Genomic DNA, 15,111 nt, shown 5'->3' on the forward strand with positions numbered 1-15,111 from the left:
TGTCCGGTATGCGTACGCCCCGACCCCGGGCTGCAGCGGCGATGGCCTTCCTGGCCTTCGCCGCGCCGGTCGCTCCGCCAGCGAAACTGCCCGATCCAGCCACCTTCCACTGGGCCATGGAACTGCCCGCTGCGCCATGGGTGGCATTTCGTGGCGTGGTGAACTTCGACAAGGCGGGCATCGGGCCGATGAACATGATGTACCCCGTGCCCAACCCCGCCGGGTTGCTCGTGGCGGTGCTCACCCACGCGGCGATCGCCAAGGGCAGCCGCGAGGCGCAGAAGACGAAGATCGAGAAGGAGGCCGATCAGGTACTCGAGCCCTTTAGTGGCGTGATCAATACGTTTGGCTATGCCGACCTTGCCGAGCGGAGCAAGCCCTGGGCCCTCACCGGCACCCAATTGCCGGTGCTACCACGTGGCGCGCCCCATCCCGATACCTGGGTGGTGCTGGTCAACCCGGTGTACTCAATCACCCAGGACCAGACCACGCTCGTGCTGGACAACACGATCGCGATCTATGCGCCGGGTGAAACGAAACGGACAAGCTACATCAACACCGTTCGGGTGATTGCCGATGCCCAGGTGGAGCCGGATCCGCTTGCCCACTGGACGGCGGATGATGGTGCGCAACTGAAGGATCGGAGCGCCCATTTGCTGGCCGAATCGTTGGATATTGCGTTTGCGGATGCCATGGCTCCCGTGACCGAGGCGCCATTTCGAACGGTGCGCTACCAGGAAGGCAGCGAGGAACGCATGGAGCGGGGCCAGCCCATCGTCGAGCAATGCGATCGGGTGTTGCTGCGTTCGTTGCGTGGCACGCTGATGTCCGTACCGGTGAAGCGGCTGGAGTGCGCCCCCGCGCAAGGCGCGCAGGCGGCAGCGGCGGCTGCCCCGGCGGGTGGCGGCGGGTAGCCCTCAGCGCAGGCTGCGGGATGTCTCGACCCACGGCGCCCGCCACGCGGGGGCGTCGAATGGGTCGGCGAAGTACTGGCTTTCGTGGGCGACCTTGTCGCCCACGAATTCCATGATGCTCACCGTGAAGGCGAGCTTGCCTTCGTAGCTGATCATGTATTCTGTGACCCACAGGGCGCCGCTGCCCGTGATGCGGCGTACCTGAAAGCCCGACGGCTTGCCAGGGTGATGGCTGCGCAGGGCTTGCAGGTTCGCCCTGCCGCGGATGACCTCGCCCGACTGCGGGTACTCGCACACGGCATCGTCGTGGTAGATCGCATGCTCCGCGGGCTGGTCGCCGGCGGCGGAGGCGGCCCAGTGCGCATCGATGGCGCGGCGGATGGCTCGCTCATCAGTCATGCGGGCATCGTCAGCGGTATGGCCTCAAATGTCTTGGCGCGATGCCGCCTTCCTTGGCGGCCATGTGCCTGCCTACGCCGTGGCTAGCAGGTCGGCCAGATCGACTGGGCCGAACACGGGTCCTGGCTAACGGGCATGCGCGAATTCGGCGGGTATCACGGATTTCTGCTGCCGGGAATGTGGGTTGTGTTGCATTATGCGCCGCAGGGCAAATTCGCATGTTCTGGCATGCGTCGAGCCGGTGCGAGCCTGGTCGCAACGGCATAAGCGGCTAAAGATTTCGTGAGCGCTGCCGTTAAAGCGGCGGGCAAGCAGCAACCAATTAACTTACGTCCAGGGGGACACCATGCGCGATACCGTAGAACTACTGGAGGCCATTGGCCGAGACGCCTCACTGCGTCGCGCGACGCCCGAGGCACTGAAGCGTGCGCTTGACGAGGCGGGCGCATCGCCTGCGCTACATGCGCTGGCGATCGACGGTGACACCACGGCGATTACCGAAGAACTGGGCCTTGTACAGATGCACGTTGAGCACATGACCCAGACGGGCGGCCATGAGGGTGACGGTGACGACCACCACCACCATCATCATCCGGACCGCGATGGCGATGACAAGGACGATCAGCCCGTCGAGCAGCCCGGAAAGCCGGGCGAGACGCCGCCAGGCTGACGAACGTCGGGCATGGCCCCTTATCGCCCTCGTGCCTTCCTTCATTGGCCAATCCTTTTGGGATTGGCCATGTGGGCAATGGCGGCTATTAGCCACGCAGCCGCTATATCGTCTGCGAGCACGAGGCTGGCGCAGATCGATGGAATACGCACGACCGATCACGCGCGCTTCGTCGGCTTGCTGGTTGAGGCGCAGCGTGACGCGGCCGGGCTGAACAAGGCCGATCAGCGCTACCTGCGCTATCTGCAAGGCTGGGAGGCGAATTACGAAGGGCGGTACTCCGAGGCCGAAGCCGCGTTCCGCGAGGTTCTCGCAGGGGGTGACGATGACGACGCGCTGGGCGCGCGCGCCACGGCCATGCTGATGAATAACCTTACGGGGCAGGGCAAGTACGCAGAAGCTTACGCCATGGCCCCGCGCGCGGCGGATTCCCTAGATACCGTGGCCGACCCAACGGCTCGGTTCTCGCTACTGGCTAACTTGTCGCAGATGCTTACGTTCGCCGGGCAGCCAGAACTGGGGCTGCAATACGCGGACATGATGCTAAAGGCTACGCCGCCCGGTACGTCGACTTGCCAGGCTCTTGCGCAGAAAGTCGTATCACTCGAAGGCGCCCGTCAGCTTACGGCGCAAAGCGTCGAATTGCAGAAAACGATCGATATCTGCACGTCGGATCGACAATTGATCTTCGCTAACGCGATCCGGCTTATCCGCGTTGACCGGCTTATTGAAGCGCACGAACTTGATCAGGCGATCGCAAGCGTGCGTGCGATCGCGCCCGACATTGAGGCGAGTCAATATTTCCCGCACCTGATCGATCTTTCGAGTCAGCGAGCGCGCATCTACGAGCAAAAAGGCGATATCGCCGAGGCCCGAACTGCGGCACTTCATACGGTTGCATTGAATCACCCCGGTGACATCAACGAAGCACTCCGCTTCGCATACAGAATCCTTTACTCGGTCGCGAAGCAGCAAGGTGACTACGCGGGGGCACTGGGCTATTACGAACAATACGTCATACAGGATCAAGGATATCTGCGTGACGCAAAGGTCAGGAATGCTGCCTATGAGGCAGCTAGCCAGCATTTCAGGGCCGAGAAGCTCGAGACCGAGGGGCTGAGCAAGGAGAACCGGATTCTTAGGCTACAGCAAGCCCTCGATGCAAAGGCCGTGGAAACCAGTCGCGTCTACACTGTAGGCTTGTCGCTCCTTCTCGTATCGATCGTCCTTTGGATGGTCCGTATCAAACGTTCGCAGCTTCGCTTCAAGTGGCTGTCGTCATGCGACGGCCTCACTGGGATCTTTCACCATCAACACTTCATGGCCGAGGCCGAGCGTGCCTTCCGGATTCTTGAGAAGAGGTCGGGTGACGGATGCCTTGTGTTTCTCGACCTGGACTATTTCAAGCAGGTGAACGATACCCATGGGCATGCCGTCGGCGACGCGGTGTTAAAGCACGCTGTCAGCGTTTGCAAGGGCCAGCTCCGCAACGATGACCTTCTCGGCCGCTTGGGGGGCGAGGAGTTCGGGATGCTGCTTACGGACACACCGCGGCTCCAGGGAGCTGTCGTTGCCGAGCGTATTCGCGAGGCACTCGCCGCTACGCCCCTTGTGATGAACGACGTGGTGATTTCCATTACGGCCAGTATCGGCGTCGCCTGCACCGACGCATCGGTCTATGTGTTGCAAGATCTTTGCCGTGCTGCGGATGCCGCGCTGTATCATGCGAAACATATGGGGCGCGACCGTGTGGTAATCGATGGTGAAGGCGTGGTTCCCTTTCCCGCTGCGATGCCCACCCTCGTGCGCGGTGGGGCGTGATGTGGGCTGCTTTTGATGTTGAGATGATGGGCCCGCTTTGGCGGTAATATTCTTCTGTCTAACATGTGCAAATGACCACACAGACTTCTCTACCGAATGACGCTGCGCGAGGCAGCATTACTTGCGTTGGCATGGGTATTACCCTGGGATCGCATCTCACGCCCATTTCGCGAAATTACATCGAAACGGCTGATATCGTGTTCGCAGCCCTTTCTGATCACGTCGTGGAGCTTTGGCTGCAACGACTGAACCCGAACGTCACCAGCCTTCAACCTTATTACAAGCCCGGCAAATCGCGGATGAGGACATACCGCGAATGGGTCGAGGTGATGATGGCCGAGGTGCGTGCCGGCAAGCGCGTGTGCGCCGTCTTCTATGGGCACCCGGGCATCTTCGCCTGGTCGCCGCACAAGGTGATCGAGGTGGCGCGTGCGGAGGGGTTCGATGCTTATATGGAGCCTGGCATTTCCGCGGAAGACTGCCTCTACGCCGATCTTGGTATCGATCCCGCCCGGTCTGGTTGCCAACACCTCGAGGCTAGCCAGCTGCTCTTTTTCGAGCGCAACATCGATACGATGGGCCACGTCATTCTCTGGCAACTCGGCGTCGTTGGTGATCGTTCGTTGGGCCGATTCCTGACGCCGGTTGCATATAAGGAACTGTTGACCGAGCGTCTTTGCCAGGACTATCCGTCCGATCACGAGGTTATTATTTACCGTGCGCCCACGCTGCCGGTCGAGGGGCCGCATATTCAGCGTCTAGCGCTAGGCGACTTTGCGAGCGGTACGTTTACTGGGCACGAAACGCTCGTGCTGCCCCCGCTTGAGGCGCTACGCCCCAATGTCGTTATGCGAGAGAGGCTCGACGCACTGGATGCCATCCATGGATCTGGTCGCGAACCTGAGTATTCGGCCTGACATTTTTCAACGTGATGTAAAAAGGAGACACGCATGCTTGATACGGTTGATCTGCTTGAGTCCATTGGTCGTGACGCGTCCTTGCGTCGGGCGTCGCCCGACGTCCTGATCCGGGTACTGGATGCAGCGAACGCTTCGGCGGGGCTGCGACAGTTGGTCGCGATCGGCGATGGTGGCGCGCTGGCGGCGGAACTTGGCATTGGCGGTGGTGACCGCTGGGTTGAGCACACCAGCCAAACTGGGGCCTACGAAGATACGCTTTTGAACTAAGTAGTGACCGGTACAGCCCTGGGAACTCAGGGCTGTACCTCCTGCCATCAAGTACCCGTCTACTAACGCTTGACTCTAGAGCTAACTCAAGGCTCTAGACTTAAGCCATGACTACCCAACCCTCCCTCACCATCGGCCGCATCGCGCAGAGCGCGGGGGTGGCCATCGATACGATCCGGTTCTATGAGCGGGAAGGCCTGCTGCCCGAGCCGCGGCGCCGGCCCTCGGGGTACCGTGAGTACGACGCCTCGGCGGTTTCCCGGCTGCGGTTTATCCGCCGGGCCAAGGACCTGGGTTTCACCCTGGATGAGATTCGTGAACTGCTGGCCCTCTCCGCGGACCGCCACGGCGGGGTGGAGGGCGTGCGTGAGCGCGCCGCGGCCCGGCTGAAGGCGATCGACGATCGCATCGTCGAGCTGCAGCGGGTGCGCGATGGCCTGGCCGAACTTGTGGATGCCTGTCCGGGCCACGGCTCCCCGGAGGATTGCCCGATCCTTAAGGCCTTGGCGGAGCCCGCCGCATGAGCCATTCATGCTGCTCCCACGGCGCTGCTCCCGAGGCGGCGACGGTGATCGACCCTGTCTGCGGCATGACGGTGGATCCGGCGAAGACACCGCACCACCACACCCACGAGGGGCATGAGTATCACTTCTGCGGCGCTGGCTGCCGCACGAAGTTCATGGCCGACCCGGCGAAGTACCTTGGCCCGAAGGAGCCCGAGGCGCCGATGCCGGCGGGCACGATCTACACCTGCCCGATGCATCCGGAAATCCGTCAGGAGGGCCCTGGCTCGTGCCCCAAGTGCGGCATGGCGCTGGAACCGGCCATGCCGTCGCTGGATGATGACGATGGCGAAGTACAGTCGATGGCGCGCCGCTTCGGGCTGCTGCTGGCCCTGACCCTTCCAGTGTTCGTGGTCGCCATGGGGCCGCATCTGTTCGGCTGGATGTGGCCCTCGCCGTGGGATGCGGTCGCCCGTTGGGGCGAGGCGTTGCTGGCGACGGCAGTTGTGCTGTGGGGCGGGGCGCCATTCTTCGCGCGTGGCTGGCGTTCGCTGAAGCCCTGGTCGCCGAACATGTACACCCTGATCGCATTGGGCACGGGCGTGGCGTGGGTATACAGCGTCATCGCGCTGCTGGTTCCTGATGTCTTCCCGCTATCCATGCATGACATGCATGGTCACGTCGATGTGTATTTCGAATCGGCCGCAGTCATCGTCACCTTGGTTACCCTCGGCGACTTCCTCGAGCTACGCGCACGCCGCCGCACGGGCGCTGCGCTGCGCGGCCTGCTTGGCCTGGTCCCGAAAACCGCGCGCCGCATCGGTGCGGACGGGCAGGAAGCCGACGTGCCGCTCGAGCATCTGCACGTGGGCGACCACCTGCGCGTACGCCCGGGTGAAAAGGTGCCGGCCGATGGCACGGTGCTCGATGGCGAGAGCCATGTCGATGAAGCGATGCTCACGGGCGAAGCCAACCCTGTGGCTAAGCGTGCGCACGACAAGCTCACTGGCGGTACCCAGAACCAGCACGGCGCACTGACCATGCGCGTCGACCACGTCGGTGCCGATACCGTGCTGTCGCGCATCGTGATGATGGTGGCCGAGGCGCAGCGTTCGCGTGCGCCCTCCCAGCGTATCGCCGACAAGGTGGCCGCCTGGTTCGTGCCCGCGGTGGTGTTGGTCGCCGTGCTCGCTTTCGCTGGGTGGTGGCTGTTCGGACCGCAGCCAGTACTGGCGCATGCGCTGGTCGCCGCTGTCTCGGTGCTGATCATCGCGTGCCCGTGTGCGCTGGGCCTGGCCACACCCATGTCGATCATGGTGGCCAGCGGCCGCGGCGCGCAGGCTGGCGTGTTGTTCCGCGATGCGGCGGCGATCGAGACGCTGCGTGATATCGATACCCTGGTGTTCGACAAGACCGGCACGCTCACCGAGGGCAAGCCCGCCCTGGCGGATGTGCGCACCTTCAGCCGTGAGCGCGCCGAGGTGCTCGCGTATGCCGCGGCCGTGGAGCGGCCCAGTGAACATCCGCTCGCCGCCGCGATTGTGGCGGCAGCGGAAGGCGAGGGCATCGCGATCCCGAAGGTATCCGGCTTTCGGGTGATGGTCGGGCGTGGTGTTGCCGGGCGCGTGGATGGGCACGACGTCGCAGTAGGCAATGGGCGCTTGATGGAAGACGAGCGCATCGATGCCGCCGCCGGCAGGGATACGGCCGAGAAGTGGCGGGCGAAGGGTGCCACGGCGATGTATGTGGCGATCGATGGCCGGCTGGCCGCGGTGTTGTCGCTCGCAGACAAGATAAAGGCATCGACGAAGCCCGCGCTGGATGCGTTGCACGAGGCAGGTGTCCAGCTGGTGATGCTCACGGGCGACAACGCGGTGACCGCCAGGGCCGTGGCCTCCACGCTGCCCATCGACGACGTGCATGCGGGCGCCTCGCCGCAGGACAAGGCGAACATCGTGGCGCAACTGAAAGCCGAGGGGCGCAAGGTCGCCATGGCGGGGGATGGCGTGAACGACGCGCCCGCGCTGGCGAAGGCGGATATCGGTATCGGCATGGGCAACGGTAGCGACATCGCCATCGAGAGCGCGTCGGTCACCCTGCTGAAGGGCGATCTTGCCGGCATTGCACGGGCACGCGCGTTGTCGGCCGCCACGGTGAAGAACATCCGGCAAAACCTGTTCTTCGCGTTTATCTACAACGCCGTGGGTGTACCACTGGCAGCAGGTGCGCTGTATCCGCTGCTTGGTATCACCCTATCGCCGATGGTGGCGGCCCTGGCGATGAGCCTGAGCTCGGTGTCTGTGGTGGGTAACGCGCTGCGCCTGCGCACCGAACGCATCTGACGCTGTAGGAACGCGCTTGCGCGCGATGGGGCCTTGTCGCAAGCACCCATCGCGCGCAAGCGCGCTCCTACACCAGCGGTTTATTTCTTGGTATCGAACGACGGCGGGGCATCCTTTGCCTTTGCCGCCCAGGCCTTGTTCGGCTTGTCGCCCAGGTCGAATTCCAGCGTGCCGCCCTTGGTCGCGAACGATTCCGGCAACCACGAGCGATCGATCGCCTTGCCATCCACCTTCAATGCCTGGACGTACGGTTTACCCGCACCGGCATTCGGCGCAAGGATCGTCACATCACCGCCTTCGCGGTGGATGGTGGCCTTGGTGAAAATCGGGCTGCCGACGATGAACTCTGCGCGGCCCGGGATGTTTGGATAGATGCCGAGTGAGGCAAACACGTACCAGGACGACATTTCACCCAGGTCATCGTTGCCGGGGATGCCGTTGGGCGCATTCAGCCAGATCGTATCGAGCACGCGGCGCACGAGCTCCTGCGTTTTCCACGGCTGGCCAGCGTAGTTGTACAGCCACGGGCCGCCGATCGAAGGCTCGTTATCCAGTTCGGCATGCAGCGGGCCGGACTTGGTGACGGCGAAGGTGCCATCAGGCTGGTAGAAGTAGTTGTCCAGGCGCTTGGTCGCCTTGGCCATGCCACCCATGGCTTCGAACAGCCCGTGCACGTTGAACGGCACCATCCAAACATACTGCGCGGCGCTGCCTTCCACGAAGCCATCGCCCGTGGAGGGCACGAAGGCATGGGCCTCCTTGTCGTCGTCATCCTTCACCAGCGCCCAGCTGCCATCGGCGTTGCGGTTGCGGATATAGCCACCCTCGGGCGCCGCCTTCGGATCGAACAGGTTGCGCCAGTACTGCGCGCGGTCGAGGAAGCGGGCGGACGTGGTCTTGTCGCCGAGGCGATCGGACAACGCGCTGAGCGCGAACTCGGCGGCCACCAGCTCGAGCGTATCGGCAGCTGGGCCCCACGACGGTGCGCCGACCGGGATGTAATGCAGCTTCAGCCACTGGTCCAGGCCGGGGCGCTGGCCTACGCATTCCACCGGGCAGCCATCCATCGAGGTATCGAGTGCCGTGGGGTTGTCCGCCGCGTGCACCAGCGAGGCGAAGGCGCCCTTCACGTCGAAGTCCTTACCGCCAAAGGCGTAGATACCAGCGATGGAAGGTGCGGCGGGATCGCCGTTCATCACGTGCGTGGCGCCGTTGTTGTGCGTCCAGCGGTCCCACACGCCATTGTTCTGCTGGGCCTGGTTGTACAGGCTCTGCGCGATATCGCTGCCAAGCTTCGGGTCGAGCCAGGTCACCATGGGCAGCTGCGAACGATACACATCCCAGCCGGAGAAATTGGCGTACTGCGCCTTTTGCGTGCCGGTGACCTTATGCACCTTCTGGTCGAAGCCCATGTATTCGCCGTTGGCATCGCTGAAAACGTTGGGCGTCATGGAGGCGTGGTAGAGCGCGGTATAGAACACCGTGCGCTGGTCGGGCGTTCCGCCTTCGATGTCGATACGGGAGAGCTGCTTGTTCCATGCGGCCACCGCGTTGTCGCGAACGGTTTCGAACGGCGTGCCCTTTGGGACTTCGGCATCCAGGTTGGCCTGCGCATTTGCCGCGCTGGTGTACGAGATACCGACGCGAACGTTCACTTCCTTCGTGCCCGGTGCAAAGCCAACCCATGCGCCCGAGCCAAGGCCTTCCATCGGAAAACCCTTTTCGCCGTACCCGGAGCCGCCTTCGCTCGTCGTACCACCCTTGGTCACCGTCGTGTCCTTCCACGTGCCGTTCGTGGCGAACGGCTGGTCGAACTCGATCACGTAGTGAACGGTGTAGTAGCTGTGGCGGTCGGCCTTGTCGATGTAACCGCAGAAGTTGCCGCTGGTCACCGAGCCGCTGATGCGGTGGTTCGCCTTGTCGATCGCCACGGTGGCGTTTTCGGAGCCCACTTCGGAATCCGAGGCGCGCACGAGCACGTTCACCGGCTTGCCGGCGGGGAAGGTAAAGCGGCCGGCGCCGCTGTGCAGCGCAGCGGTGAGGTCGGCGGTGACGCCGCTATCCAGCTTCACCTGATAGTGCCCGGCCTTCGCCGTTTCGTTAGCGTGGGTGAACTTCGATGCGTAGGCGTGGCGGAAATCGGTGCTCGGTGAGGTCGTGACCTCTTCGGTGATCGGCATCACCGGCACATCGCCAGAACCGCCTGCGCAACCCCAGCCTTCGACGTTGGTGAAGGCGAAGCCGCGGATGGCATCGGCACGGTACTCGTAACCGCCGGGCGCGGCGATCGGCGCCTTCTTGCCGGGCAACGGCGAGGCTTCCGGGGTGAACTGGAACATGCCGAACGGCACCACGGCGCCGGGGAACACGTTGCCCCCGTTGGTCGTGCCGATCAGCGGATTGACGAGATCCGCAGGCGTGGAGGTGGCGCCGGCCAGGGCAGGAATAAGGGCGGCGGCAAGGGCGATCGGCGGGAACGCGCGCAAGGGGGAACCTCCACGAAAACGGGATTTATCTCGATTGAAATGCGAATTGCCCGTGGTGTCGCGTGCCAAGGGTCATGCGTGCAGTGCAGCATCGGCTGCGGGGGCGGTTACAGCAGGATGCCGTCGTCCGGCTGCACGGGCTTCAGCTCGTGCGGCTCGCCCAGCATGTCCCGCAGATCGATCTCGATAGCGCGGGTGAGCGTGCTCATCGGCACATCGTCGTCCAGGTTCTCGAACGGGTTCTGCATGTCGTTGCCGATCTGCAGCAGCGCCAGGAACAGGAAGCCGGCCACCGTGGAGCCGAGCGGCGTCCACAGCCCCAGTGTCTCGACCAGGCTCACCGGCAACAGCAGGCAGAAGCCGTGGGTGAAGATGGCGGGGTAGGTGGCGTATTGCTGCGGCAGCGGGGTGTTCTTGATCCGCTCCATGCCGCCCTGGGCATTGGAGATATCCGACAGGGTGCGCGAGAGTGCGGGCCAAAGTACTGGATCGGGCTTCACGGCTGCCATCAGTTCCGCCGTGCGGCTATGGATGGCGTTCGGAACGTTGGCGACTTTTTTCAGGCGCTCGAGTTCATCCGCCGGGAGGCGGCCGGCCAGTTCGTCCCACGGCACCTGCCTGCGCAGGTGCAGGCGCATGGCATGCACGTAGGCGATCTGCCGGTGTACCACCGGGATAGCCTGCGCGCGCTCCGGAAGCAGCGTGAGCGCTTCGCGCGCAAGGGTGCGCGAAGCGTTCACCATGGCGCCCCAGAGGGTGCGCGCTTCCCACCACCGCGCATAGGCGGTGGTGTTGCGGAAGCTCAGGTAGACGGCGATGGCGGAGCCGAGCAGGGTGATCGGCAGGGCGGGAAATTCCGCTGTCCAGCGTGGGTGGGCCAGGTACCAGAACGCGGTGACCGCCACATCCCACGCGAACAGCAGCGCGAGCGGCCTGCCGACGTAACGCAGGATGTGGCCGACGTGCGCGCGCCCCGGAAGGATCACCCGCGGTGCTCGCGCTTGATCGCTTCAGCCAGGGGGATGAAAGCATCGTGGGCCTGGTCCAGCACCGAGACGGTCCCGTCGCCGATGTCGTACACCCATCCCTGCAGCGTGATGGCCTTGTTGGCCAGCGCGGCGGTGACAGCCGGGTGGGTGCGCAGATGGGCGAGCTGGAGGCGAACGTTTTCCTGCGTCACGGCCTTGAGCAGCTCCGGGCCTTCGACCTTGCGGGCGAACACCGCGCTCTTGGCGGCGGCCGCGTTGCGCAGCCAGGCTTCGACCGTGGGCAGGGTCTTGGTGGATTCCGGATTGAGCAGGCCCTTCATGGCACCGCAATCGCTGTGGCCGCAGATCACCACGTGGCGCACGTGCAGTACCGCGACCGCGAACTCGACCACGGCGGAGACGCCACCGAGCATCTCGCCGTAACCCGGCACGATATTGCCGATGTTGCGGCAGACGAACAGGTCGCCCGGCTGGGTCTGGGTGATCATTTCCGGCACCACGCGGGAATCCGCGCAGGTGATGAAAAGGGTATGCGGGCTCTGGCCCTCGGCCAGTTCGCTAAACAGCTCCTGGGTCTCGGGGAAGACGTTGGCGCTGAAGTCTTCGACGCCCTTGAGCAAGCCAAGCAGGCTGTCGTCGCGTGGGGTTTCCTGGGTCATGTGCTCACCTTGGAAGAGTGCCGCCACAGGGACCGGGCGGGCTTAGGTGATGCAGTTTATGACAAACCCGTGTGATGGAAATGCGCGGCGGTATGGACCCGCCGGGTTTTGCATGGTTGCCGCGTTACTTTGCACGGACACGACGCCATTTGTAGGAGCGCGCTTGCGCGATGGGTGCTTGCGGCAGACCCGATCGCGCGCAAGCGCGCTCCTACAAGGGCGGGGCGGCCACCAGAGGGGTGGCCGCCGGGGTGGCTTACGCCTCCACGTCTTCCTTGTACGCATCCACCGGGATGCAGGCGCACATCACGTTCTTGTCGCCGTACACGTTGTCCACGCGGGAAACCGGCGGCCAGTACTTGCTCAGTTTCAGCGAAGGCAGCGGGAAGGCCGCAAGTTCACGCGGGTAGGCGTGGGCCCACTCGCTGCCCGTCACCATCGTCGCGGTGTGCGGGGCGTTGCGCAGCGGGTTGTCCTCGCGGTCCAGGCGGCCATCTTCCACGGCACGGATTTCGTCGCGGATCTGGATCATGGCGTCGATGAAGCGATCCAGCTCGTGCTGCGATTCGCTCTCGGTCGGCTCGACCATGAGCGTGCCGGCCACCGGGAACGACAGCGTCGGGGCGTGGAAGCCAAAGTCGATGAGGCGCTTGGCCACGTCCTCGGCACCGATGCCGGTAGCGTCCTTCAGCGGGCGCAGGTCGAGGATGCACTCGTGGGCCACCAGGCCGTTACGGCCGGTGTACAGGGTCTTGTAGTGCGGAGCGAGGCGCTTGGCGATGTAGTTCGCGTTGAGCAGGGCTACCTGGGTCGCCTTGCGCAGGCCTTCGGTACCCATCAGCGTGATGTACATCCACGAGATCGGCAGGATAGAGGCCGAGCCGAACGTGGCAGCGCTGACCATGCCCACCTCACCCTCGCCACCGAACGCGCGCGGCAGGAACGGCGCCAGGTGCGACTTGACTGCGCACGGGCCAACGCCCGGGCCGCCGCCGCCGTGCGGGATGCAGAAGGTCTTGTGCAGGTTGAGGTGCGAGACGTCCGAACCCCACTTGCCCGGCTTCGCCACGCCGACGAGGGCGTTCATGTTGGCGCCATCGGTATACACCTGGCCACCGTGCTTGTGCACGATATCGCAGATGGCGACCACGTCTTCCTCAAACACGCCGTGCGTGGAGGGGTAGGTGATCATGATGGCGGCAAGGCGATCCGAGTACTTCTCGGCCATCTCGCGGATGTGTTCGACATCGACGTTGCCATTGGCATCGCAACGGGTGACGACGACCTGCATGCCGCACATCTGCGCGGAAGCCGGGTTCGTGCCGTGGGCCGATTCCGGGATGAGGCAGATATCGCGGTGGCCTTCGTTGCGCGAGCGATGGTACGCGCGGATGGCGAGCAGGCCGGCGTATTCACCCTGGGCACCCGAATTCGGCTGCAGGCTGACGGAGTCGTAGCCGGTGCATTCCACCAGCATGGCTTCCAGTTCGTCGATGAGCTGCTTGTAGCCCTGGGCCTGGTTGGCCGGCGCAAGCGGATGGATGTTGGCGAACTCCGGCCACGTCACCGGGATCATTTCGGCAGTGGCGTTGAGCTTCATGGTGCACGAGCCCAGCGGGATCATCGTGCGGTCCAGCGCCAGGTCCTTGTCGGCCAGGCCACGCAGGTAGCGCAGCAGTTCGTGCTCGCTGTGGTGCGTGTTGAACACCGGGTGCTGCAGGAACTCGGTGTTGCGCAGCAGGGCCTTCGGCAGGGCATCGTGCACTTCGGCATCGATCGCGTCGATATCGACGGTGGCACCGAACACGCCGGCGAGCGCCGTGAGGTCCGCGCGGGTGGTGGTTTCATCGAGGCTGATGCCGACGCTGCTGGCGTCGATGGCACGCAGGTTGATGCTGGCAGCCGCCGCCTTGGCGTGCAACGCCTTCGCATCGACGCCGGTGATGTGCAGCGTATCGAAGAAGTCGTTGCCCACCGCCACGCCGGCGCGACGCAGCGCGACGGTGAGGATGGTGGCCATGCGATGCACGCGGCGCGCAATACGCACCAGGCCTTCCGGACCGTGGTACACGGCGTACATGCTGGCCATGACGGCGAGCAGCACCTGCGCGGTACAGATGTTCGAGGTGGCCTTCTCGCGGCGGATGTGCTGCTCGCGGGTCTGCAAGGTCAGGCGGTAGGCCGGCTTACCTTCGGTATCCACCGAGACACCGATCAGGCGGCCCGGCATGGAGCGCTTGTAGGCGTCGCGGCAGGCCAGGTAAGCGGCGTGCGGGCCACCAAAGCCGAACGGCACGCCAAAGCGCTGCGTGTTGCCGACGACGATATCGGCGCCCCAGCTGCCCGGCGAGGCGATAACGGTGAGCGCGAGCAGGTCGGTCGCCACGCAGACGATGGCGCCGCGGGCGTGCGTCGCATCGGCGAGCGCCTTGTAATCGTTGATGCGGCCAAAGGTGTTCGGGTACTGCAGCAGCACACCGAAGCTGTCGACGGTGCCGGCATCGGCGTCGTCACCCACGTGCACTTCGATATCCACGCCATCGGCGCGGGTACGCAGCACTTCAATGGTCTGCGGGTGAACGTCCTTCGATACGAAGAACACCTTCGACTTGGACTTGGCCGAACGCTTGGCCAGCGTCATCGCCTCGGCGGCCGCGGTGGCCTCATCGAGCAGCGATGCGTTGGAGATATCCATACCGGTCAGGTCGGTGACCATGGTCTGGAAGTTGATCAGGGCTTCCATGCGGCCCTGCGAGATCTCCGCCTGGTACGGGGTGTAAGCCGTGTACCACGCCGGGTTCTCAAGCACGTTGCGCAGGATGACGTTCGGCGTGAGCGTGCCGTAGTAGCCCTGGCCGATGAAGCTGCGGAACACCTGGTTCTTGTCGGCTACCGCGCGGATCTTGGCCAGCGCCTCTTCCTCGGTCACGGCCTTGGGCAGCGCGAGCGGGGCGGGCGACTTGATCGAGCCGGGGACGATGGCATCGGTCAGCGCATCGAGGGTGCCGTGGCCGACCACGGTCAGCATCTCGGCAATCTCGGCATCATTCGGGCCGATGTGGCGTTCGATGAACGCGCCGTGATTCTCGAGGTCGCGCAGCGAGGGGGAGTGGGTCTGGCTCATGGCGTAGGGGCGTCCGT

General features: G+C 64.2%; 12 protein-coding genes. 7 read left to right on the top strand and 5 right to left on the bottom strand.

Annotated features, from left to right (window positions below; all coding sequences use genetic code 11):
- Positions 1 to 8: 8 nt before the first annotated feature.
- The gene (locus tag ABIE56_RS18870) at positions 9 to 914 is read left to right on the top strand and encodes a hypothetical protein (RefSeq protein WP_429245347.1); all 906 of its coding nucleotides are present in this window, start codon (positions 9 to 11) and stop codon (positions 912 to 914) included.
- A 3-nt stretch (positions 915 to 917) separates the two neighbouring features.
- Here ABIE56_RS18870 and ABIE56_RS18875 read toward each other — a convergent pair whose 3' ends face one another.
- Positions 918 to 1,313: a hypothetical protein gene (locus tag ABIE56_RS18875; RefSeq protein WP_429245348.1), complete on the bottom strand. Its 396-nt coding sequence runs from the start codon at positions 1,311 to 1,313 to the stop codon at positions 918 to 920.
- 346 nt (positions 1,314 to 1,659) lie between these two features.
- Between ABIE56_RS18875 and ABIE56_RS18880 the strand changes: the two genes are divergently transcribed.
- The 6 genes from ABIE56_RS18880 (at position 1,660) to ABIE56_RS18905 (ending at position 7,836) form a co-directional block, all read left to right on the top strand.
- Entirely contained in the window at positions 1,660 to 1,983 is a 324-nt protein-coding gene (locus ABIE56_RS18880; protein ID WP_429245349.1) for a hypothetical protein, read from the top strand.
- Positions 1,984 to 1,995: 12 nt separating this feature from the next.
- The gene (locus ABIE56_RS18885; RefSeq protein ID WP_429245350.1) at positions 1,996 to 3,804 is read left to right on the top strand and encodes a diguanylate cyclase; all 1,809 of its coding nucleotides are present in this window, start codon (positions 1,996 to 1,998) and stop codon (positions 3,802 to 3,804) included.
- A gap of 71 nt (positions 3,805 to 3,875) precedes the next feature.
- Positions 3,876 to 4,721: an SAM-dependent methyltransferase gene (locus ABIE56_RS18890; RefSeq protein ID WP_429245351.1), complete on the top strand. Its 846-nt coding sequence runs from the start codon at positions 3,876 to 3,878 to the stop codon at positions 4,719 to 4,721.
- Between the two features lie 33 nt (positions 4,722 to 4,754).
- Complete coding sequence (locus ABIE56_RS18895) at positions 4,755 to 4,991, top strand: hypothetical protein (protein ID WP_429245352.1); 237 nt, start codon at positions 4,755 to 4,757, stop codon at positions 4,989 to 4,991.
- Positions 4,992 to 5,098: 107 nt separating this feature from the next.
- Complete coding sequence (locus tag ABIE56_RS18900) at positions 5,099 to 5,515, top strand: heavy metal-responsive transcriptional regulator (RefSeq protein WP_429245353.1); 417 nt, start codon at positions 5,099 to 5,101, stop codon at positions 5,513 to 5,515.
- The gene (locus ABIE56_RS18905) at positions 5,512 to 7,836 is read left to right on the top strand and encodes a heavy metal translocating P-type ATPase (protein ID WP_429245354.1); all 2,325 of its coding nucleotides are present in this window, start codon (positions 5,512 to 5,514) and stop codon (positions 7,834 to 7,836) included. The genes ABIE56_RS18900 and ABIE56_RS18905 overlap by 4 nt, the downstream gene beginning before the upstream one ends.
- Before the next feature lie 80 nt (positions 7,837 to 7,916).
- On the opposite strand, the gene ABIE56_RS18910 is transcribed toward ABIE56_RS18905, so the two are convergent.
- From ABIE56_RS18910 to gcvP, 4 genes are all read right to left on the bottom strand, one after another.
- The gene (locus ABIE56_RS18910; RefSeq protein ID WP_429245355.1) at positions 7,917 to 10,322 is read right to left on the bottom strand and encodes a GH92 family glycosyl hydrolase; all 2,406 of its coding nucleotides are present in this window, start codon (positions 10,320 to 10,322) and stop codon (positions 7,917 to 7,919) included.
- A gap of 107 nt (positions 10,323 to 10,429) precedes the next feature.
- Entirely contained in the window at positions 10,430 to 11,308 is an 879-nt protein-coding gene (locus tag ABIE56_RS18915) for a bestrophin family protein (RefSeq protein WP_429245356.1), read from the bottom strand.
- A complete protein-coding gene (locus ABIE56_RS18920) occupies positions 11,305 to 11,970 on the bottom strand; it encodes a carbonic anhydrase (protein ID WP_429245357.1) in 666 nt (221 codons plus the stop codon). The genes ABIE56_RS18915 and ABIE56_RS18920 overlap by 4 nt, the downstream gene beginning before the upstream one ends.
- Positions 11,971 to 12,226: 256 nt before the next feature.
- Positions 12,227 to 15,094 carry an aminomethyl-transferring glycine dehydrogenase gene (gene gcvP, locus ABIE56_RS18925; RefSeq protein ID WP_429245358.1) on the bottom strand — a complete coding sequence of 956 codons (2,868 nt, stop codon included), beginning with the start codon at positions 15,092 to 15,094 and terminating at the stop codon, positions 12,227 to 12,229.
- Between the last annotated feature and the right edge of the window lie 17 nt (positions 15,095 to 15,111).

It is taken from the genome of Luteibacter sp. 621, assembly GCF_050435445.1.
Taxonomy (GTDB): Bacteria; Pseudomonadota; Gammaproteobacteria; order Xanthomonadales; family Rhodanobacteraceae; genus Luteibacter.

Excerpts from the sequence above, each read along its gene's own strand:
- ABIE56_RS18880 (WP_429245349.1), top strand. The coding sequence starts at position 1,660 with ATGCGCGATACCGTAGAACTACTGGAGGCCATTGGCCGAGACGCCTCA.
- ABIE56_RS18875 (WP_429245348.1), bottom strand. The coding sequence starts at position 1,313 with ATGACTGATGAGCGAGCCATCCGCCGCGCCATCGATGCGCACTGGGCC.
- ABIE56_RS18900 (WP_429245353.1), top strand. The coding sequence starts at position 5,099 with ATGACTACCCAACCCTCCCTCACCATCGGCCGCATCGCGCAGAGCGCG.
- ABIE56_RS18920 (WP_429245357.1), bottom strand. The coding sequence starts at position 11,970 with ATGACCCAGGAAACCCCACGCGACGACAGCCTGCTTGGCTTGCTCAAG.
- ABIE56_RS18885 (WP_429245350.1), top strand. The coding sequence starts at position 1,996 with ATGGCCCCTTATCGCCCTCGTGCCTTCCTTCATTGGCCAATCCTTTTG.
- ABIE56_RS18870 (WP_429245347.1), top strand. The coding sequence starts at position 9 with ATGCGTACGCCCCGACCCCGGGCTGCAGCGGCGATGGCCTTCCTGGCC.
- ABIE56_RS18890 (WP_429245351.1), top strand. The coding sequence starts at position 3,876 with ATGACCACACAGACTTCTCTACCGAATGACGCTGCGCGAGGCAGCATT.
- ABIE56_RS18905 (WP_429245354.1), top strand. The coding sequence starts at position 5,512 with ATGAGCCATTCATGCTGCTCCCACGGCGCTGCTCCCGAGGCGGCGACG.
- ABIE56_RS18895 (WP_429245352.1), top strand. The coding sequence starts at position 4,755 with ATGCTTGATACGGTTGATCTGCTTGAGTCCATTGGTCGTGACGCGTCC.
- gcvP (WP_429245358.1), bottom strand. The coding sequence starts at position 15,094 with ATGAGCCAGACCCACTCCCCCTCGCTGCGCGACCTCGAGAATCACGGC.